The sequence below is a fragment of the Rhodococcus sp. BS-15 genome, from assembly GCF_000813105.1.
GTDB lineage: Bacteria > Actinomycetota > Actinomycetes > Mycobacteriales > Mycobacteriaceae > Rhodococcoides.
The window spans coordinates 1-18,963 of record NZ_BAOX01000074.1 but is presented as its reverse complement, the minus strand read 5'-3'; the positions used below and the strand labels follow the sequence as shown (position 1 = coordinate 18,963).

The window sequence follows — 18,963 nt, the reverse complement described above, 5'->3', positions numbered from 1 at the left end:
TCCGGCCGACGGCGCGGGCGTCCGCAGTGGGCCCGGCCGCGCGCATCGACTCCACCGCGGCACGGAAGGTGAACATGAGATTGGTGCCGGTGTCCGAGTCTGGGATGGGGAACACGTTGAGTGCATTGATCTCGTCGCACCGCGCGGTCAGGGAATCGACGCAGCGGTAGGCCCACCGTCGCAGGGCCGCGGCATCGATCGATTCGAGTACGTCGACCACCTCGAGCAGCCTCCCCCCCGCGTCACGTCCGCTACCTCGTCCGAACTCCCTCGCGGACAGTGCCCGAAGCTTAGTCGGGCATGATCGGTGGCGCGCCGTCCGTGAGCCCTCGCGCAGCGTCTGTCGTGGCGGTTTGGTGATTGCGTGCGACGCCGCTATTCTTGCAGGGTTGCCTCGAGGCGATCTTCACGCATTGCAATCCTTGCATCTGCTCGTAGTTCGTTTCGATGTCTTCGACCACATGTATCGATCAACATCTATCAAGGAGTTCGCGACTATGGCTGCCGTCTGCGACGTATGCGCCAAGGGGCCCGGCTTCGGTAAGTCGGTCTCGCACTCGCACCGACGGACCAACCGTCGTTGGAACCCGAATATCCAGACCGTTCACGCTCAGGTTGCGCCTGGTAACTCCAAGCGCATGAACGTGTGCACCTCCTGCTTGAAGGCAGGCAAGGTGGTCCGGGGCTGATTTCGGCCTCGCTCTTCGTTTTCCTCCACGGCCTCGACTGCGTGCGAGCACTGTGCCCCGCCCCCTATCTCGGAGGCGGGGCACAGTCGTGTGAGCTTCCGTTTCGGTCCCGTTCCGTCCTGTTACACAACCGGTCGGAACCGTGACGAAGACGGCGAATCACGGGCACCGGCCGGTGACACCGGCCGAGCAGTCTCGAACGCATGGCGACCACACGCACACTCTTCGTCACGGCGCTCGCAGCGCTGACGCTCACCGCATGCTCGAACACAGAGCCCGACACTCCGACTGCCGCGCACTATCTGGCCGGTCAGCCCGACTCGGGGCCGGCCGGCGGTGAGATAGACGACCGGATCGGCCTCGACAACACCGATCTTCCCGCGCTTGCCCGTCTCGACCCCGTTCTGCTCATGGCGCTGCACTCCGCCGCTGCCGACGCAAAATCGTCCGGAGTCGATGTGTACGTCACCTCCGGCTGGCGTTCCGCGGCGTACCAGCAACGCTTGTTCGACGAGGCCGCGACCCGCTACGGCAGCACCGACGAAGCCAGACGATGGGTGCAGACCCCCAGCAATTCCAAGCATGTCACCGGACGTGCGGTCGATGTCGGACGGACGGATGCCGCCGACTGGATGATCCGACACGGCAACGACTACGGCCTGTGCCAGACCTATGCCAACGAAATGTGGCACTTCGAAATGGCGACCACTCCTGGCGGCACCTGCCCGGTGCCACTCGACGACCCGACCGACGAACGAGCGGTGGGTTGAAAATGACACGGGTCGAACCGCGGCGACTGCTCGCCGCACTGGCACTGCTGAACCTGGGAGTCGTCGTCTACTGCCTGTGCGTGTTGACGACCACAGGCCAAACTGTGGATCAGGAACTGATGGTGAGCGCCGAAGCACTGTCCGGGGACCTCCTCGACGTCTGCGCCGCATTCGTCGAACTCGTCGCACCGGTCTCGGCTGCAGGAGCGGTTCTCGTCGCATGCCTGATCGCGTGGCGCGGCAACAGGATCGCACTTGCGCTGCGAGCGGGAATCATGACACTCGGACCGATTGCCACGGCCTGGATTCTCAAGTACTCGCTCGACCGACCGAATTTGGACGGCCTCGTCCAGCACAACTCCTTTCCCAGCGGCACCGTAACCTGCGTTACAGCTGTCGTCTGTGCGGTCTACCTCGTGAGCGCTCGCCGCTGGCGAAACCTCGTCGCGATCAACGGAGCACTGCTCGTCCTCGGAACTGCCGTGTCGGTCGTCGTCCTGAAATGGCACCGCCCCAGTGACGCGCTCGGCGCGCTGCTGCTCGTCGGGTGCTACGCCCTGGCGGTCTCCGCTTTCCCGATCAGGATCTCCACGCCCCGTCATTCGACGCTGGCCGACCCCGGCAACGAACGTCTCGCGCAAGTGTGAGCCCTGTACCCTTGGCCGATCGCGATCGCCCCTACAACACAAGGTCCTCGACATGGTGAACATTCTCTTCGTGGAGGACGACCCAGCTGTGGCCGAAGCAATGACGTTGGGGCTCAACCGACTCGGTCACCGAGTCGTCCATCGCCACGACGGGAACGGTGATCTGGACGACGCGCTCACTTCCGCCGAGATCGTCCTGCTCGACCTCGGCCTCCCCGGAGCCGACGGCTACGAGATCTGCCGACGGATCCGAACGCAGAGTTCGGTCCCGATCATCATCCTCACCGCCCGCTCCGATGACATCGACACCGTCGCGGGTCTGGAAGCCGGTGCCGACGACTACGTCGTCAAACCCACGAGCCCACGGGTCCTGGACGCTCGCATCAAGGCTGTGGTCAGACGATCGACGGACACGACACCCTCCGCGCCGACAGCGACGGCAATCGTCGAGCAGTACGGCGACTTGACCGTCGACCGTTCGTCGCTACAGGTGAGGAAGGGCGGAACTCTGCTGACGCTCACGCCCACCGAGCTTCGTCTCCTGCTCGCCCTGACCGAGAACGTGGGTCACGTACTCAGCCGAGGCCAATTGCTTTCTGCAGCATGGGATCAGGACTATCTCGGAGACTCCCGAATCGTCGATGCCGCAGTCCAGAGACTACGCGGCAAGATCGAGGACGATCCCTCTGCACCGGCCGTCATCGAAACGGTGCGCGGGTTCGGATATCGATTCGATCCAGGACCGGTTCGTTGATGCCGTCCCGGCTGCGAGTCGACGGCCTGCGTACTCGACTGGTCCTCGTGTTCATCACCATCGTCGTGATCATCGCCGGTGCAACGGCTGGTGTGGTCTCGTTCATGGCGCGATCGTGGATCTACTCCAACGCGCAGGACGTGGCTACGGCGCAGTTTCGCGACGAGCTCCGGGATGCCGACGGGGCCAGGTGACCCGAACGAGGTCATCCGAACTGCGACAGTTCTTTCCGTCCGACGCGACGTTGCTCGTCGGCGACGACGAAGTACAACGGGGATCCGTAGACCCGACCACGCTCTCCCCCGGTTTTCTCGCCGGGGTGGGCAGTCGAGGAATCATCCGCTTCGAGCGACTCGACTCCGAACGGATCATGCTCGCGATGTCCGTCCGTGTCTTCGAGGCGAACGATCCGGACGGCAATGAAACCCTGGTCACGGCCGTCGCCATTCGGCCGCTCGAGGGCGTGCAGGACAAGTTCGACGATCTTCTGCGCGCGGTGGCCCTCACCCTGGCGGGCGGAGTACTGGTCAGTGGGCTGCTCGGATTGTGGATCGCCTCGACCCTGGTGCGTCCACTGCGACGCCTCGATCGGGCCGCTGCCCGCGCCGCCGACGGTGATCTGAGTGTTCGACTCTCCGAGGAGGGTGTGACCGAACTCGCCGAGCTGACGACGACTTTCAACACCATGATCGCCAGAAACGAGACGGTCATTCGCGGGTTGGAGGAGTCGGAAGAGCAGGCGCGCAGGTTCGTCGCCGACGTCTCCCAAGAGCTGAGAACTCCACTGGCAGCACTCGTTCCGGTCGGCGAAATACTCCGAGAGGAGATCCCCCAACTCTCGCCCGATGCGGGAGCAGCCGCCCGGATCGTCAGCGGTGAGATCGGGAAGCTCGCACGGCTCGTCGAGGATCTCATCGAGATGTCTCGACACGACGCACAACAGGCGCGCCTCGTTCTCGACGATGTCGACCTCGTCGAGCTCGTCCGACACTCACTGGTCCGCCGCGGATGGGCGGAGAGCGTCGAACTGCGAGTGCCGGACAGTATCGACGCGACCGTGGATCCGCGACGCATCGACGTGGTGGTAGCCAACCTCGTGGGGAATGCACTGCGTCACGGCGAGCCCCCGGTACGCGTGGAGATGAACGCTCGTCCCGAGTGGGTGGACGTGACAGTGGTGGACCACGGGCCAGGGATATCGCCGGAAGACAGCCACGCGATCTTCCGTCGGTTCTACAAGGTGGACACCGCTCGTGGACGCAGCGAAGGCAGCGGACTCGGACTGTCCCTCGCCGCCGAGAACGTGCGTCTGCACGGCGGCAGCATCACCGTCGACCGAGTGGATTCGACCACGGTCTTCAGCGTCGAGCTGCCCCGTCTTCGACCCCGGTAGCGGTCCCGACAGCGGGCTCTCGCATCCGTGCCCGAGCACGGCGGCCCCACGGCGGAACAGAAGCGTCGGTTAGAGTCCCGAACGTGACTTATTCGGACGCCGACATTTCCAGCAAGGTCAGCATCGAGGACGGTGTACTGAGAATCGTCGTTGCCACCGAGGCCGGTGGTGCCTCGCTCGACCTCGACGGCATCGACGGCGGCACGGCGGCTCTGCGATCCGTCAACGCCGGCACCACCGCTATCGGGAGCGTGCTCCTCATCGGCCGCGGGCCCAACTTCTGCGCAGGCGGAAACGTACGTGACTTCGCCGGAGCCGACGACCGCGGCGCATTCGTCGGATCCGTCGCCGACACGTTCCATGCATTCGTCCGCGAACTGTCCGCCGTCACCGTTCCTGTCGTCTCCGGTGTCCACGGTTGGGCGGCCGGGGCAGGCATGAGCCTGGTCTGTCTCACCGACATCGCCATCGGTGGGCCCTCGACCAAACTGCGCCCTGCGTACCCCTCCATCGGATTCACACCGGACGGGGGAATGTCCTGGACACTCCCCCGAATCGTCGGTTCGGGCCGAGCGATGGACATCCTACTCAACGACTCGATCATCAACGGAGAGGACGCAGTTCGGCTCGGAATCCTCAGCCGGTTGGTGGGCGACGACATCGTCGACAGTGAGGCCGAGCGCCTCGCTCGAACCCTCGCCAACGGGCCGACATCGGCATACCAGGGGATCAAGAGACTGCTCGCAGCGTCCGAATCGACAACTCTGACAGAGCAGTTGGACGCCGAGTCGGCGTCGATCTCGGCGGCTGCGTCATCTCCTGCCGGAGTCGAGGGTGTCGACGCGTTCATCGAGAAGCGTCGGCCCGACTTCTCCTGATCCGATCACGGCAGCGTCCAGTCGATCGGTTCGTCTCCGCCCTCGACCAACAATTCGTTCACGCGACTGAAGGGCTTGGATCCGAAGAACCCGCGTGAGGCGGACAGCGGTGACGGGTGCGCCGATTCGATGATGGGCACCGATCCGAGCATCGGCTTCAGAGTCGATGCGTCGCGGCCCCAGAGAACCGCGACCAGCCCGGGCTCATCGGGATTCTCGGCGCGGGCGACGAGTGCGCGAATCGCCTGCTCCGTCACCGCTTCCCACCCCTTCTTACGGTGCGAGGCCGCCTGTGACGGTTCGACGGTGAGCACGCGGTTGAGCAACATCACACCTCGGTCCGCCCAGGGCGTGAGGTCACCGTTGCTGGGTGTGGGCAAACCCAGATCGTCCGAGTACTCCTTGAAAATGTTGTTCAGACTCCGCGGTACGGGTCGTACGTCGGGCGCGACCGAGAAGCTCAGCCCCACTGCATGTCCCGGCGTCGGGTAGGGGTCCTGGCCGACGATGAGCACACGGACCCGATCGAAGGGGTAGCGGAACGCGCGCAGCACGTTCTCGCCCGCGGGCAGGTAGTGGCGTCCGGCGGCGAGCTCGGCTCGTAGGAAGTCGCCCATCGCAGCGACATTCGTCTCGACCGGAGCGAGGGCGCGTGCCCATCCCGATTCGACGGTATCGGCGAGCGGCTTAGGCGTCACCGGTCGATCCGGCGCAGCGCATCGCGGTAGTACGCGGCGTTGGCCGAGTACATCTGAACGTTGATGTCGACGTGGCCGTCGGGAACCTGATAGCCCTCGCGGATCTTGGCGGGCACACCGAGCGCCATCGAACGTTCGGGAACGACGAACTTGAACGGCACCACCGCGCCCGCACCGACGATCGAGCCGGCTCCGATCTTCGATCCGTTCAGTACTACCGAGCCCGACGCGATGAGGCAGTTGTCCCCGATGGTCGCACCCTCGACGTGCGCATTGTGGCCCAGTACGCACCCGGAACCGATGACCGTTGCGTCGATCGGGGTGCAGTGCACCACGGTTCCGTCCTGCACGTTGGTGCCCTCGCCGATCGAGATGGTGCCGTAGTCGGCCCGCAGAACTGCAGTGGGCCACACCGACGATCCGGCAGCCAAGGTCACCGCTCCGATGACGACGGCGTCGGGATGGACGTAGGCGTCGGGGTGGATGTCGGGTTCTCGATCACCGAGTGCGTAGATAGCCATCTCTGCAACTTAGCCGACTCGATGGACCCGATCCGTGTTCACTCGCTCTCGAAACTCGACCATCCCGATCTACCCGCATGGACTTCTCCGCCGACCGTCACTCGACCCGCAGGCTCACCGTCTCCGTGCTCGACGCGACCGATCACCGTCCACCCCCGGGGAACGGCGGCGTCGTCGGGGAAGGTGCCGACGAGCGCGTGATCCTCCCCTCCGGTGAGCACCCAGTCCAGCGGATCGTGCCCCATCAGCGTTGCCGCCGACCGCACTTCGACGGGAATGTCCAGCAGGGCGGGATCGACATCCAGCAGCACGCCCGACGCATCGGCGATGTGGCCGAGGTCGGCCACCAACCCGTCGGAGACGTCGGTGAGCGAGGTCGCTCCAGCTTCTGCGGCCTCGATCCCGGCGCGATACGGCGGGACGGGCACTCGGTGGGCGTCCAACACGGCGTTGTGCCCGGTTCTGTCCCTGTCACCGAGCAGTAGAGCCAGTCCGGCCGCCGACCAGCCGAGCCGTCCCGCGTACGCAATCACATCACCGGCACGTGCCCCCGATCGAAGGACCGGAGCCCTGCCCTGAAGATCGCCGAGCGCGGTGATCGAGATCACCAGCTCCGGCGATTGCACCACATCGCCACCGACGACGGCCGATCCCGCAGCAACTGCCTCGAGCCACATGCCCTCGTTGAGGCCGTCGGTCACACTCACCGGCGTGTCGGCCGGGCAGCCGAGAGAGACGAGAAAACCCGAGCACTGCGCGCCCATTGCGGCGATGTCCGCGCCGTTCTGCGCGATCGCCTTGCGGCCGATCTGTATCGGACTCGACCAGTCGAGCCGAAAGTGCCTGCCGTGCACCAACATATCGGTGGATGCCGCGATCCGACCGTCGGACGCGACGACAACGGCTGCGTCGTCGCCCGGCCCGACGATGGTCGACGGTGGCTGTGCACGATCTGCGATGGCGCGGGCGATGACGTCGAATTCGCCGACCTGCGCGACGGTGCGCTCGCTGCCGGTGGCCGAGTCGATGACGGTGTCGTCGATGATGTTCCTTCCTGAGAACGCGGTGCGTGCGCGACGGTCTCACGCGGAGCGCGCGCCGCGCCTGCGGTACCTTTTAGCGGCGGTCGGGACAATACCGATGCAGCAGGTTACGTGCGAAGAGAACGTAGTCGAACCAACCTACAGTCGAGAAGTCCGGCAGGGGAAAGGGACCACCGATGGTGCAAGCATTCGTTCTCGTTCAGACCGAGGTCGGCCGTGCGAGGGCCGTCGCACAGCAGATCGAGGCCGTCGACGGTGTCGTGTCGGCGGAGGCAGTGGTCGGGCCCTACGACGTGATCGCACGCGCCGACGGTGCCTCCGACGCCGAGATCGCCGAGATCGTCTCCCGCATCCAGAAGGTCGATGCCATCACTCGCACCCTGACCTGCCCGGTGGCCCCGCAGTCGACGACGTCCGTCGGATAGCTCGTGACGTCACCCGACACCGGCACCGAAGACAGCTCGGCCGAGACCGAGGCCACTCGCGAGCAGCGCCATCCCGCGGTCATCGCCACCGCGATCGCGTTACCGGTCGCGCTGGTGGTCGGAGTTCTGGTTGCGGCCATCGCGGTCAACCGCTCACCCGTCCAGGATCCGGTCGCTCTCGGCCCGGTCGACTCCCCCGATGCCGCGAGTGAGCAGTGCACGTTCCTGCTGGACGCGTTGCCCGAGAAGCTCGGCGACTACACGAGAGCCGAGTTGGCCGACCCGGCGCCGGTCGGAGTCCGTGCGTGGGTCTCGGCCGAGGAGAACGCCGAGCCGGTCGTGTTGCGCTGCGGTCTGCCCAGGCCGATCGGGTTCGATGTGGCTGCACCTTTGCAGGTGATCAACGGAGTTCAGTGGTTCGAGGTGTCCGGGGAAGACGACGGGATCGACGCCAGCACCTGGTTCGTCGTCGATCGCGGTGTCTACGTTGCCCTGACGATTCCGGGAGACTCGGGCCCAACCCCGTTGCAGGACGCGTCCTCGGCCGTATCGGACGCGCTGCCCCAACAGCCTCTCGACCCCGCTCCGTTGCAGTAGCGCAGGGCCGCAACAGCTCTAACGCAAACCGGTACCGCGGGCGAGAGCGGTGTCGATCAGGGTGGCGATGAGCGTCGGGTAGTCGACGCCGGATTCCGCCCACATCTTGGGGTACATCGAGATCGAGGTGAAACCGGGCATCGTGTTGATCTCGTTGATGACCGGACCGTTCTCGGTGACGAAGAAATCCACGCGCGCCAGTCCCTGGCAGTCCAACGCGCGGAAGGCGGCGACGGCGAGTTCGCGAATGCGGTCGCTCGTGGCGTCGTCGAGGGCAGCCGGGATGTCGAACTCACTGACATCGTCGAGGTACTTGGTGTCGAAGTCGTAGAAAGCATGATCGTCGATGTCCGCGTCGGGAATTCGGATCTCGGCGACGGCGCTCGCGAGCACGGTGCCGTCGGGAAATTCCAGCACCCCGCACTCGACCTCGCGGCCGTGGATCATGCCTTCGACGATCACCTTGGGGTCGTGTTCGCGCGCAACGGCGATCGCGGTGGGGAGTTGGTCCCACGCGGTGATGCGCGAGATTCCGATGGACGATCCGCCTCGGGCCGGTTTGACGAATGCGGGCAGGCCGATTCGTTCACGCTCGGCGGCCGTCAGGTCGTCGACGGCGCGCCGGAGTACCACCTGGCGACCGATCGGCAATCCCTCGGCACCGAGCAGCTTCTTGGTGAATTCCTTGTCCATCCCTGCAGCGCTGGCCAGCACGCCCGGCCCGACATACGGAACGCCGGCCATTTCGAGCAGGCCCTGCAAGGTGCCGTCCTCGCCGTACGGTCCGTGCAGAACCGGGAACACGACGTCGACGGATGCGAGTACCGTCCCGCCTTCCCCCTCGCCGAGGGCGAGCAGAGCGCCGGCGTGACCCGGGTCCGTACTGAGAGCAAGCGCTGCTCCCGTCTTGTCGACGGTCGGCAGTACCCGGTCGTGAATCGTCAGCGCTTCGACGTCGGAGGAGCCGAGTACCCAGCACCGTCCGCGGTGATCCCCACGGGAACCACCTCGTACTTGGCCGGATCGAGGTTCTGCAGCACGCTACCTGCCGATACACAGGACACAGCGTGCTCGCTGCTGCGGCCACCGAAGACGACGGCAACTTTGATGCGGGGAGTACTCACGATGAGAAACCGTACCGCCGCGGCTCATCGAACGCGGATTCGCCCTGTTCGCGGCGAGACCGCGATCACTGCCTCACTCGGGCTTGATACGACGTCCCAGCAGGTGCCCGACCGCATCCGGAACGGACATGCCGCCGTGACAGACCCGATGCACGGCGTCGGTCAGCGGCATCTCGACGTCGTAGCTCTCGGCGAGCGCACGCACCGAGGTACAGGACTTGACGCCCTCGGCAACCTGCCCGTGAGCTGCTTCCTGCGCACTCTCGAGGGAGCCACCCGAACCCAGTCGTTCTCCGAACGTGCGATTGCGCGAGAGGGGTGACGAGCAGGTGGCGACCAGGTCGCCCACGCCTGCCAGGCCCGACAGCGTCGACGGCTTGGCACCGAGTGCTACTCCGAGGCGGATGATCTCGGCCAGACCCCTGGTCATGATCGACGCGAGGGTGTTCTCGCCGTATCCGACGCCTGCGGCCATCCCGCAGGCGAGGGCGATGACGTTCTTGCAGGCACCACCGATCTCGGCACCGATGACATCACTGTTGGTGTAAGGCCTGAAATATCCTGTGGCGCAGGACTTCTGAATCTCGAGGGCACGCTGGGAATCGGAGCACGCGATGACGGTTGCGGCAGGCTGCCCCTCGGCGATCGGGCGCGCGAGATTCGGCCCGGACAGGCACGCGACCCGGCTGGGATCCGCACCGGTGACCTGAGAGATCACCTGGCTCATCCGCATGAGCGTTCCGGTCTCGATTCCCTTCGCCAGGGAGAGCAGCGTTGCGTGCGGCGGGATGGAGTCGGTCCACGCCTCGAGATTGGCCCGCAGACTCTGCGACGGCACGGCCAGCACCACGATGTCGGCTCCGTCGAGTGCGCGGACGGGATCACTCGTCGCGCGGATCGACGACGGCAGCTCGATTCCCGAAAGGTAGTCCTTGTTCTCGTGGTCGTCGGTGATGGATGCAGCGAGTTCCTCGCGGCGGGCCCACATGGTGACGTCCGTTCCGGCATCGGCCAACACCTTGGCGAATGCGGTTCCCCACGAACCCGACCCCAATACCGCTGCTCTGCTCATTCCGCCAACCCCTCGCCTACTTCGCCGATGCCCTGTCCACGCGCGCATCACCCTAACTCGCAGACCTGCTCGGGCGGTCGGAGTCGGCACAGATCCATGACGCTGGCAGGATCGAGCACCATGGGTGCATCACGAGACGACCACGGCGACCGGGCCGGCGCGTCGCCGGACCCTGCCCGCCGCGCCGTCAGGGTTCTCATTGCGGTGAAGGATCTCTCCGCGGCGAAGTCGCGCTTGGCGGCGGAGTTCTCGGCACCTGACCGAACACGATTGGTGCTCGCGATGCTCAGCGACACCGTGGCGGCCGCAGGCGCGGTGTCGGTGGTCGATTCGGTCACGGTGGTGACCCCGGATCCTCTCGTCGCAGAGACCGCCCGCAGAATCGGTGCACGAGTGTTCGACGAACCGGTCCGCGATCCTGCACAGCAACCGGACGAACGCCTCAATCACGCGTTCGCGGCAGCTTCGCACGTACTGCGGCACGGTCACGTCGACGCGGATGTCGGTGGGCGCGAGACCGTCCCCGCACACCGCGTCGACATCATCGCGTTGCAAGCAGACCTTCCGGCGATGCGTTCGGCAGAACTCGCCCAGGCCTACAGCGGTGCCCGACTGGGAGGCAGATCACTCGTGGTCGACCATCACGGCACGGGGACCGCCGCACTGATCCTCAAGGACTCCCCCGACGAACTGGCACCACTGTTCGGACGAGACTCCGCACGCCGCCACACCGCGTCGGGCGCACGGGAACTCGACGGCGCGTGGCCGGGTCTTCGACTGGACGTGGACACCGCCGACGACGTCCGCAGAGCGCACCGTCTGGGAGTCGGACCGGCGACGGCGGCCGTCCTCCACTCGCTCGGGTGGAGTGACGAAGCATCTGCGACGACTGCGTGAGCGTGCGGACCGGCACGGAAGTCGAGTGAACACGGACCCGAGTTCGGCCATCGGAGTTTCACCCACGCCGGGTTTGGGGGATGATCGTGCGGTGAGCAAAGACGACGTGCAGCCAGCGAACCAGGATCCGCCGATCGAGACCGGAAAGGCCACCGGTTCGGATCCGGCATGGAGCGCTCCGATCGCGGCGACTATGCCGAGTATCCCCTCCGCGCTACCGGCTGCTACACCCGAATCGGTGGACGCCGGCACCGTGCTCCCCGAAAATCGCTATCTCAACCGGGAATTGAGCTGGCTCGATTTCAACTCACGGGTTCTCGCGCTCGCGCAGGACTCGTCGCTCCCTTTGCTCGAACGGGCGAAGTTCCTCGCGATCTACGCGTCGAATCTCGACGAGTTCTACATGGTTCGGGTTGCAGGCCTCAAGCGCCGTGACGAAACCGGTCTGTCGGTTCGCTCCGCCGACGGTATGACTCCGCGCGAGCAGCTCGCGGTGATCGGACAGCGCACCCAGGAGCTCGCGCTCAAACATGCGCGAGTACTGCTCGATTCGATCCTTCCCGAGCTCACCGCCGAGGGAATCGCGATCATCCGGTGGTCCGATCTGGACAGCGACGAGCGCGCTCGACTGTCGGAATATTTCACCGAGCAGGTCTTTCCGGTTCTCACGCCGCTGGCCGTCGACCCGGCCCACCCCTTCCCGTACATCAGCGGCCTGAGCTTGAATCTCGCTGTGACAGTGAAGGATTACTCCACAACCGGTGAGCACTTCGCCCGTGTGAAGGTTCCCGACAACGTGGATCGCTTCGTGCGGGTCAAGCGCGGCGAGGGCAACCACCGCATCGACGCCTTCCTGTCGATGGAGGAATTGATCTCGGCTCACCTCGATGTCCTCTTCCCCGGGATGGAGGTCGTCGAGTCTCACGCGTTCCGTATCACGCGCAACGCCGATTTCGAGGTCGAGGAAGACCGCGACGAGGACCTCCTGCAGGCACTGGAGCGAGAGCTCGCCCGCAGGCGCTTCGGCTCACCTGTCCGCCTCGAGATCGCCGACGACATGACCGAGCACATGCTCGAATTGCTGCTTCGCGAACTCGATGTCGATCCGGGCGACGTCATTCAGGTCCCCGGACTGCTCGATCTGTCGTGCCTGTGGCAGGTCTACAGCGTCGACCGTCCCAACCTCAAGGATGCCCCCTTCGTCCCGGCCACCCACCCGGCATTCGGTGAGCGCGAGACCCCCAAGAGCGTCTTCTCCACACTGCGCGACGGCGACGTCCTGGTACATCATCCCTACGATTCCTTCTCCACCAGCGTTCAACGCTTCATCGAGCAGGCCGCGGCGACCCGCAGGTGCTCGCCATCAAGCAGACCCTCTATCGAACCTCGGGAGATTCCCCGATCGTCAACGCGCTCGTCGATGCCGCCGGAGCGGGCAAGCAGGTCGTGGCATTGGTCGAGATCAAGGCACGTTTCGACGAGCAGGCCAACATCGAGTGGGCACGCAAGCTCGAAAAGGCGGGCGTGCACGTGGTGTACGGGCTCGTCGGCCTCAAGACGCACTGCAAGACCTGCCTGGTCGTGCGTCGAGAGGGGTCCGTCATTCGCCGGTACTGCACATCGGTACCGGCAACTACAACCCCAAGACAGCACGGATCTACGAGGACGTGGGCCTGCTGACGTCGTCGCCCGAGATCGGGGCCGACCTCACCGATCTGTTCAACTCACTGACCGGATACTCGCGAAAGTCCAAGTACCGCAATCTTCTCGTGGCACCGTACGGGGTGCGGCGCGGCATCGTCGAACGCATCGAGGCCGAGGTCGAACACCTCAAAGAGGGCCGCGACGCCGGAATTCGGCTCAAGGCCAACGCCCTGGTCGACGAGCAGGTCATCGACGCGCTCTACCGAGCATCGATGGCAGGGGTTCCGGTCAAGGTGGTGGTGCGCGGAATCTGTGCACTCAAGCCAGGAGTTCCCGGTCTGTCGGAGAACATCGAAGTCCGTTCCATCCTCGGCCGATTCCTCGAACACTCGCGAGTTCTGCACTTCCAAGGCGCGGACGAGTTCTGGATCGGCAGCGCAGACATGATGCACCGCAACCTCGATCGCCGAGTCGAGGTGATGGCTCAGGTCAAGGATCCTCGACTGGCGAACCAGCTGAGCGAGATCTTCGATTCTGCCCTCGACCCCACCACTCGATGCTGGGAGTTGGGACCGGACGGCGGCTGGGTCGCGTCACCGGCTCAGGGTGAGAAAGTTCGTGAGCATCAGGTGGACTTGATGCGCAGTCGGAGGAATCAGGCGTCCTGATGGGCACTTCCGACGGCTCTCCCCGCGCCAACATCTTTGCGGCGGGCTCGATCCTGTGGCGACATTCACCGAGCGGCGACTCGGGCGTCGAGGTCGCCTGGTGCACAGGCCCAAATACGACGACTGGTCGTTCCCCAAGGGAAAGCTCGATCCCGGTGAAACAGCTGTCGACGCAGCGGTCCGAGAGGTCAAGGAGGAGACCGGATTCGACTCACGACTGGGACGGTCGCTGTCCTACGTCACCTACCCGATCCCGGGGCACCGTCGGGTCAAGAAGGTTCTCTACTGGGCGGCCGAGGTCACCGGGGGTGAGTTCGTCCCCAATGTCGAGGTGGACGAAATTCGCTGGGTAGCGCCCGAGGACGTCGGCCGCGAACTCTCGTATCCCATGGACCACAAGATCCTTCGGCGGTTCGTGGCCAAGCCTGCCGACACCTCCACGGTGCTGTTGGTTCGGCACGGCAGTGCCGGGTCGCGCTCGCGGTACAAAGGCAACGACGTCGATCGTCCACTCGACAGGACCGGACGTCGACAGGCCGAATCCTTGGTCTCGTTGCTTCGGGCATTCGGCGGCGATGCCGTCTATGCAGCCGACCGCGCTCGATGCGTCCAGACGGTCGCTCCGTTCGCGGAATCGTTGGGGGTGGACATCACTCCCGAGCACCTGCTGTCAGAGGAAGGGTACGCCGACGACCCTCGCAAGGGGCGACATCGCGCACGCGACATCGCCGAACTGCCCGGCACCCCCGTGGTCTGCAGCCAGGGAAAAGTGATCCCCGACTTGATGCGCTGGTGGGCCGAGAGAGACGGAATCACGTTGCCTGCCAACAGAAACCGCAAGGGTAGCGTGTGGGTGCTCTCGCGCCGTGACGGCAGGCTCATCTCTGCCGACCACATCGCCAGTCCCTTGCCCACCCTCACCGCCGACGGCTGAGCGGCTCGACACTTACGACAGAAGGCCCCCGACTCGATCTTCGAGTCGGGGGCCTTCTGCGGTATCAACGCTGTCACACGTGCAAGTGGAGCCTGCAGGCTCTACTTCTTCGCTGCGCGCTTCGCGGGTGCCTTCTTGGCCGGAGCCTTCTTTGCAACGGTCTTCTTGGCCGCTGTCTTGGCCGGAGCCTTCTTGGCGGGAGCAGCAGTCGTTGCAGCCTTGCGCGCAGTCGTCTTGGCCGGAGCCTTCTTCGCAACGGTCTTGCGCGCGGTGGTCTTCGCGGGAGCTGCCTTCTTGGCGGCGGCCTTTGCGGGAGCCGCTGCCTTACGAGCCGTGGTCTTGGCCGGTGCTGCCTTCTTGGCGGCAGCGGTGGTTGCCTTGCGGGCGGTCGTCTTCACGGCCGCCTTCTTCGCAGCCGTCTTCTTCGCAGCCGCAGTCTTCTTGGCCGGAGCCACAGCCGCACCGCGCTTGACGGCAGGACCGGTGGCGGGCAACTTCTGTCCACCCGCGATGACGGCCTTGAACTGCGCACCCGGACGGAACGCCGGGACGTTGGTCGGCTTCACGCGAACGGTCTCACCGGTGCGGGGGTTACGGGCAACTCGCGCTGCGCGACGACGCTGCTCGAACACGCCGAAGCCCGTGATCGTGACACTCTCGCCGCGGTGTACTGCACGCACGATGGTGTCGACGATGTTCTCGACAGCCTCTGTGGCGCTCCGCCTATCAGACCCCAACTTCTCGGTCAGGGCGTCAATCAGCTCTGCCTTGTTCATGGATTTCCTCCGCTATATGGTGGCCCATCGTCGGACCGACTACTACAACGGTAAACCCCAAGTCGTCAAGAGTCTATGCGCCACGCCAATTTTCATTCTGGTGTCGCGGAATGATTCACGGCCGCAAAGCGTGTCGGACCGCTGCCCGGTCAGCTTTCGGTGGGTGTCTCGATCCGCGCCGGAAGGGTCAGGGGTTTGTATGACGGCCTTGACTTTTCGTACTCCGTAATGGCCTCTACCTGGCGTAATGTCAATCCGATGTCGTCCAGACCCTCCAGCAGACGCCACCGCGTGTAGTCGTCAATCGCGAAGCGCACCACCAACGTTCCAGCCGTTACGGTCTTGTCGACGAGGTCGACAATTATTTCCAGACCGGGCTGTTCTTCTAAGGCTTTCCACAGCAATTCGACGTCCGACTGGTCCACTTCGGCGGCCAGCAGCCCGGCTTTGCCCGAGTTTCCGCGAAAGATATCGGCGAAGCGGGAGGCGATCACAACCCGAAATCCGAAGTCCGAGAGCGCCCAGACGGCATGCTCGCGTGACGATCCCGTGCCGAAATCGGGCCCAGCAACGAGCACCGAACCTCGGTTGTAGGGCTCGAGGTTCAAGACGAAGTTCGGGTCCGAGCGCCAGGCGGCGAACAACCCGTCCTCGAATCCGGTCCGGGTGACGCGCTTGAGGTAGACCGCGGGGATTATCTGGTCGGTATCGACGTTGGACCGTCGTAGCGGAACTCCGATACCGGTGTGTCGAGTAAAAGCTTCCATCGAATGTGCTCCTATGAGTTCGATCGATCCGAGCGAAGACGCTTTCAGGCGAGATCCGCCGGAGAGGACAGGGTTCCGCGGATTGCGGTGGCCGCCGCAACCAACGGTGACACGAGATGGGTGCGACCGCCCTTGCCCTGCCTACCCTCGAAATTCCGGTTGGACGTCGACGCCGATCGCTCACCCGACGCCAGTTGGTCCGGATTCATTCCCAGGCACATCGAGCAACCGGCCTGACGCCACTCCGCTCCTGCGGCCGTGAATATCTCGCCCAGACCTTCCTCTTCGGCCTGCGCTCGCACCCGCATGGAACCGGGTACCACCAGCATTCGCACTCCGTCAGCAACCCGGTGCCCTTCGAGAACGGACGCAACGGCCCGCAGATCCTCGATTCGACCGTTGGTGCACGAACCCACGAACACGGTGTCGACGGCGATCTCGCGGATGGGTGTGCCCGCTTCCAGACCCATGTACTGCAAAGCCTTCTGGGCTGCCACCCGCTCGCTCTCGTCGACCATCGCCTCCGGATCGGGCACCGTATCGCCAAGTGGCGCACCCTGACCCGGATTCGTTCCCCACGTGACGAACGGCGTCAACGTGTCGGCGTCGATGTGGACCTCGTTGTCGAACACCGCATCCGGATCGGTCGCCAGTTCGTTCCACGCCGCGACCGCCGCGTCCCAGTCGGCTCCCTGAGGAGCGTGCGGGCGCCCCTTCAGGTACTCGTAGGTGATCTCGTCGGGTGCGATCATGCCTGCCCGCGCTCCGGCTTCGATCGACATGTTGCAGATGGTCATTCGCGCTTCCATCGACAGCTTGCGAATGGCCTCACCGCGGTACTCGAGGACGTAGCCCTGACCGCCGCCGGTGCCGATCTGTGCGATGACAGCAAGGATGAGGTCCTTGCTCGTCACACCGGGGGCCAGCTCACCGTCGACGGTGATCGCCATCGTCTTGAAAGGACGCAGCGACAAGGTCTGCGTGGCCATGACGTGCTCGACCTCGCTGGTACCGATGCCCATCGCGATCGAGCCGAAGGCACCGTGCGTCGAGGTGTGACTGTCTCCGCACACCACGGTCATGCCGGGCTGGGTGAGCCCCAACTGTGGGCCGATGATGTGCACGATGCCCTGATCGAGATCGCCCATCGGGTAGAGCCGAACACCGAATTCCTCACAGTTGCGTCGCAGGGTGTCGACCTGTGTGCGCGAGACCAGATCGGCGATGGGCGCGAAGATGTCGGCTGTCGGGACGTTGTGGTCCTCGGTCGCGATCGTCAGATCGGGACGCCGGAGTCCACGGCCGGCCAACCGGAGTCCGTCGAACGCCTGCGGGCTCGTCACCTCGTGCACCAGATGGAGGTCGATGTAGATCAGATCCGGCTCACGCGCTCCGCCTTCTCCGCCGCCTCGGACCACTACGTGCTGGTCCCATACCTTCTCCGCCAAAGTCTTCGGTGTTTCGGACATCGCTGTCGCGGACCTCGTCTTCCCTGTCGTCGTCGCGCCGGTGGACGGGCTGGTCCACCTCGCGTGATCGTCTCGACATCATGCCCCTGGCGCGCACCGAAGATCTCGTAGTTGTGCAATCTCAGCATGCGGGAGTCTAATATCGTTCTATGAGACAGCATAGCCCCAACGGCCTCGTCGACAAATCGAGCGGTATCGGTGTCCTCGACAAGGCGATGACGGTGCTGCACGCGGTGGCCGAGAAGCCCTGCAATCTCAATGATCTGTGCGCTCGAACGAGCCTGCCCCGGGCCACGGCCCACCGCCTCGCGGTCGGCCTGGAGATCCACCGACTTCTGGTACGAGATGCCGACGGTCTGTGGCGGACCGGGCCGGGACTGGGAGAGCTTGCGGCGAGCGCATCGGATGCCCTGCTCGATGCTGCCGCCTCGGTACTTCCACGGCTGCGCGAAATCACCGGTGAGAGTGTGCAGATCTATCGGCGCGAAGGGACGGTGCGGGTGTGTGTGGCATCCATGGAGCCGCCGACCGGACTTCGAGACACCGTGCTCGTCGGCGCACGTCTGCCGATGACAGCAGGATCGGGTGCCAAAGTCCTTCTTGCATGGGCAGATTCGCAGACTCAACGAACAGTTCTGCCCGATGCAGAATTCAGCGAGCGCATTCTTCTCGAGGTTCGGCGGCGCGGTTGGGCACAGAGTGCGGGCGAGCGTGAACCGGGCGTGGCGAGTGTTGCCGCGCCGGTGCGCGACAGCAACGACACTGTGGTGGCGGCGATCTCGGTATCCGGACCGATCGATCGAATCGGACGCAAGCCCGGGGCGCGCTGGGCTGCGGATCTCCTGGCGGCCGCGGACGCTCTGCACAAGCGACTCTGAGGGAAACCCGCAGACCTGTCGGCCCGAGGAAAACGAGCTGATCGAGCTGTGAGAGTGGGGTACCTTCGTCTCGAGCGGCCTACCCGGCCGGTCGTCGACTGCGAGGAGTCACCCATGCCCGAATCCGGCAGTGAAGAACTGAAGAAGAAGTTCCGCGAGGTTCTGGAACAGAAGAACAGCAAGTCCCACAATTCCGTCGAACACAAGGACGGTGGACCGAAGGTCAACAACGCCCACGGTCCGGCCGACCATCAGAAGATGTTCCGCCGCAAAAGCGTCTGAGACGCTCGCAGCGAAACGACAACACCCTCTCGATCCG

At 64.8% G+C, this 18,963-nt stretch carries 19 protein-coding genes and 4 pseudogenes; 14 read left to right on the top strand and 9 right to left on the bottom strand.

Translation table 11 applies throughout. From position 1 onward, the window contains the following. Positions 1-220: pseudogene (locus RHBS_RS11445) on the bottom strand (glycerol kinase); the annotation flags it as partial. 277 nt (positions 221-497) lie between these two features. Between RHBS_RS11445 and rpmB the strand changes: the two are divergent. The 7 genes from rpmB to RHBS_RS11415 all read left to right on the top strand — a co-directional run bounded on the left by rpmB (position 498) and on the right by RHBS_RS11415 (position 5,131). Next, the gene (gene rpmB, locus RHBS_RS11440) at positions 498-689 is read left to right on the top strand and encodes a 50S ribosomal protein L28 (protein WP_008717389.1); all 192 of its coding nucleotides are present in this window, start codon (positions 498-500) and stop codon (positions 687-689) included. Between the two features lie 203 nt (positions 690-892). Next, a complete protein-coding gene (locus RHBS_RS11435) occupies positions 893-1,459 on the top strand; it encodes a M15 family metallopeptidase (RefSeq protein ID WP_128645584.1) in 567 nt (188 codons plus the stop codon). 2 nt (positions 1,460-1,461) lie between these two features. Next, entirely contained in the window at positions 1,462-2,106 is a 645-nt protein-coding gene (locus tag RHBS_RS11430) for a phosphatase PAP2 family protein (protein ID WP_121870169.1), read from the top strand. A 52-nt stretch (positions 2,107-2,158) separates the two neighbouring features. Continuing rightward, positions 2,159-2,860 carry a response regulator transcription factor gene (locus RHBS_RS11425; protein ID WP_128645583.1) on the top strand — a complete coding sequence of 234 codons (702 nt, stop codon included), beginning with the start codon at positions 2,159-2,161 and terminating at the stop codon, positions 2,858-2,860. Next, positions 2,860-3,054: a hypothetical protein gene (locus RHBS_RS30445; protein WP_237669166.1), complete on the top strand. Its 195-nt coding sequence runs from the start codon at positions 2,860-2,862 to the stop codon at positions 3,052-3,054. The genes RHBS_RS11425 and RHBS_RS30445 overlap by 1 nt, the downstream gene beginning before the upstream one ends. Further along, positions 3,051-4,253: a cell wall metabolism sensor histidine kinase WalK gene (locus tag RHBS_RS11420; RefSeq protein WP_237669165.1), complete on the top strand. Its 1,203-nt coding sequence runs from the start codon at positions 3,051-3,053 to the stop codon at positions 4,251-4,253. Before RHBS_RS30445 ends, RHBS_RS11420 begins: the two co-directional genes overlap by 4 nt. 83 nt (positions 4,254-4,336) lie before the next feature. Next, positions 4,337-5,131 (top strand): enoyl-CoA hydratase/isomerase family protein, encoded by a 795-nt coding sequence (locus RHBS_RS11415; protein WP_121870172.1) that lies wholly within the window; start codon positions 4,337-4,339, stop codon positions 5,129-5,131. 5 nt (positions 5,132-5,136) lie between these two features. Here the strand turns inward: RHBS_RS11415 and RHBS_RS11410 are convergent, their stop codons facing one another. The 3 genes from RHBS_RS11410 to RHBS_RS11400 are packed head-to-tail and all read right to left on the bottom strand — an operon-like array spanning position 5,137 to position 7,309. Further along, the gene (locus RHBS_RS11410; RefSeq protein ID WP_121870173.1) at positions 5,137-5,829 is read right to left on the bottom strand and encodes a uracil-DNA glycosylase; all 693 of its coding nucleotides are present in this window, start codon (positions 5,827-5,829) and stop codon (positions 5,137-5,139) included. After that, a complete protein-coding gene (locus RHBS_RS11405; protein ID WP_032397774.1) occupies positions 5,826-6,350 on the bottom strand; it encodes a gamma carbonic anhydrase family protein in 525 nt (174 codons plus the stop codon). The genes RHBS_RS11410 and RHBS_RS11405 overlap by 4 nt, the downstream gene beginning before the upstream one ends. A gap of 38 nt (positions 6,351-6,388) precedes the next feature. Further along, on the bottom strand, positions 6,389-7,309 hold the full coding sequence (locus tag RHBS_RS11400) for a thiamine-phosphate kinase (RefSeq protein ID WP_306303529.1): 921 nt from the start codon (positions 7,307-7,309) through the stop codon (positions 6,389-6,391). 260 nt (positions 7,310-7,569) lie between these two features. Here RHBS_RS11400 and RHBS_RS11395 point away from each other — a divergent pair, with 260 nt between their 5' ends. Together RHBS_RS11395 and RHBS_RS11390 are read left to right on the top strand one after the other, a co-directional pair. Further along, positions 7,570-7,818, top strand: a complete 249-nt coding sequence (locus RHBS_RS11395) for an Lrp/AsnC ligand binding domain-containing protein (RefSeq protein ID WP_121870175.1) — start codon at positions 7,570-7,572, stop codon at positions 7,816-7,818. A 3-nt stretch (positions 7,819-7,821) separates the two neighbouring features. Then, positions 7,822-8,415, top strand: coding sequence for a DUF3515 domain-containing protein (locus RHBS_RS11390; protein WP_128645582.1), 594 nt, complete (start codon positions 7,822-7,824; stop codon positions 8,413-8,415). A gap of 18 nt (positions 8,416-8,433) precedes the next feature. On the opposite strand, the pseudogene RHBS_RS11385 reads toward RHBS_RS11390, so the two are convergent. Together RHBS_RS11385 and RHBS_RS11380 are read right to left on the bottom strand one after the other, a co-directional pair. Continuing rightward, positions 8,434-9,539 (bottom strand): annotated as a pseudogene (locus RHBS_RS11385) (D-alanine--D-alanine ligase family protein). Positions 9,540-9,612: 73 nt separating this feature from the next. Beyond that, entirely contained in the window at positions 9,613-10,611 is a 999-nt protein-coding gene (locus RHBS_RS11380; protein ID WP_121870178.1) for an NAD(P)H-dependent glycerol-3-phosphate dehydrogenase, read from the bottom strand. 102 nt (positions 10,612-10,713) lie between these two features. Between RHBS_RS11380 and cofC the strand changes: the two genes are divergently transcribed. The 3 genes and pseudogenes from cofC to RHBS_RS11365 all read left to right on the top strand — a co-directional run bounded on the left by cofC (position 10,714) and on the right by RHBS_RS11365 (position 14,754). Further along, positions 10,714-11,508, top strand: a complete 795-nt coding sequence (gene cofC, locus RHBS_RS11375; protein ID WP_374700578.1) for a 2-phospho-L-lactate guanylyltransferase — start codon at positions 10,714-10,716, stop codon at positions 11,506-11,508. A 193-nt stretch (positions 11,509-11,701) separates the two neighbouring features. Continuing rightward, a pseudogene (locus RHBS_RS11370) lies at positions 11,702-13,820 on the top strand (RNA degradosome polyphosphate kinase). After that, positions 13,820-14,754, top strand: a pseudogene (locus RHBS_RS11365) (NUDIX domain-containing protein). The pseudogenes RHBS_RS11370 and RHBS_RS11365 overlap by 1 nt, the downstream one beginning before the upstream one ends. Positions 14,755-14,855: 101 nt before the next feature. Here the strand turns inward: RHBS_RS11365 and RHBS_RS11360 are convergent. From RHBS_RS11360 to leuC, 3 genes are all read right to left on the bottom strand, one after another. After that, entirely contained in the window at positions 14,856-15,530 is a 675-nt protein-coding gene (locus RHBS_RS11360) for an HU family DNA-binding protein (protein WP_128645580.1), read from the bottom strand. Positions 15,531-15,679: 149 nt separating this feature from the next. Beyond that, positions 15,680-16,297, bottom strand: coding sequence for a 3-isopropylmalate dehydratase small subunit (gene leuD, locus RHBS_RS11355; RefSeq protein ID WP_121870181.1), 618 nt, complete (start codon positions 16,295-16,297; stop codon positions 15,680-15,682). Positions 16,298-16,341: 44 nt separating this feature from the next. Continuing rightward, positions 16,342-17,766, bottom strand: coding sequence for a 3-isopropylmalate dehydratase large subunit (gene leuC, locus RHBS_RS11350; RefSeq protein WP_121870182.1), 1,425 nt, complete (start codon positions 17,764-17,766; stop codon positions 16,342-16,344). A gap of 149 nt (positions 17,767-17,915) precedes the next feature. On the opposite strand from leuC, the gene RHBS_RS11345 reads away from it, so the two are divergent. Next, positions 17,916-18,644: an IclR family transcriptional regulator gene (locus RHBS_RS11345; protein WP_121870183.1), complete on the top strand. Its 729-nt coding sequence runs from the start codon at positions 17,916-17,918 to the stop codon at positions 18,642-18,644. Between the two features lie 114 nt (positions 18,645-18,758). Further along, on the top strand, positions 18,759-18,926 hold the full coding sequence (locus RHBS_RS28930; protein WP_170946045.1) for a DUF5302 domain-containing protein: 168 nt from the start codon (positions 18,759-18,761) through the stop codon (positions 18,924-18,926). The last annotated feature ends 37 nt before the right edge of the window (positions 18,927-18,963 follow it).

What these genes read in the sequence shown, in the direction of transcription:
- leuC (WP_121870182.1), bottom strand. Translation starts at nt 17,766, where the DNA reads ATGTCCGAAACACCGAAGACTTTGGCGGAGAAGGTATGGGACCAGCAC.
- RHBS_RS11345 (WP_121870183.1), top strand. Translation starts at nt 17,916, where the DNA reads ATGAGACAGCATAGCCCCAACGGCCTCGTCGACAAATCGAGCGGTATC.
- RHBS_RS28930 (WP_170946045.1), top strand. Translation starts at nt 18,759, where the DNA reads ATGCCCGAATCCGGCAGTGAAGAACTGAAGAAGAAGTTCCGCGAGGTT.
- RHBS_RS30445 (WP_237669166.1), top strand. Translation starts at nt 2,860, where the DNA reads ATGCCGTCCCGGCTGCGAGTCGACGGCCTGCGTACTCGACTGGTCCTC.
- RHBS_RS11430 (WP_121870169.1), top strand. Translation starts at nt 1,462, where the DNA reads ATGACACGGGTCGAACCGCGGCGACTGCTCGCCGCACTGGCACTGCTG.
- RHBS_RS11405 (WP_032397774.1), bottom strand. Translation starts at nt 6,350, where the DNA reads ATGGCTATCTACGCACTCGGTGATCGAGAACCCGACATCCACCCCGAC.
- RHBS_RS11435 (WP_128645584.1), top strand. Translation starts at nt 893, where the DNA reads ATGGCGACCACACGCACACTCTTCGTCACGGCGCTCGCAGCGCTGACG.
- leuD (WP_121870181.1), bottom strand. Translation starts at nt 16,297, where the DNA reads ATGGAAGCTTTTACTCGACACACCGGTATCGGAGTTCCGCTACGACGG.
- RHBS_RS11425 (WP_128645583.1), top strand. Translation starts at nt 2,159, where the DNA reads ATGGTGAACATTCTCTTCGTGGAGGACGACCCAGCTGTGGCCGAAGCA.
- RHBS_RS11360 (WP_128645580.1), bottom strand. Translation starts at nt 15,530, where the DNA reads ATGAACAAGGCAGAGCTGATTGACGCCCTGACCGAGAAGTTGGGGTCT.
- RHBS_RS11395 (WP_121870175.1), top strand. Translation starts at nt 7,570, where the DNA reads ATGGTGCAAGCATTCGTTCTCGTTCAGACCGAGGTCGGCCGTGCGAGG.
- RHBS_RS11380 (WP_121870178.1), bottom strand. Translation starts at nt 10,611, where the DNA reads ATGAGCAGAGCAGCGGTATTGGGGTCGGGTTCGTGGGGAACCGCATTC.
- rpmB (WP_008717389.1), top strand. Translation starts at nt 498, where the DNA reads ATGGCTGCCGTCTGCGACGTATGCGCCAAGGGGCCCGGCTTCGGTAAG.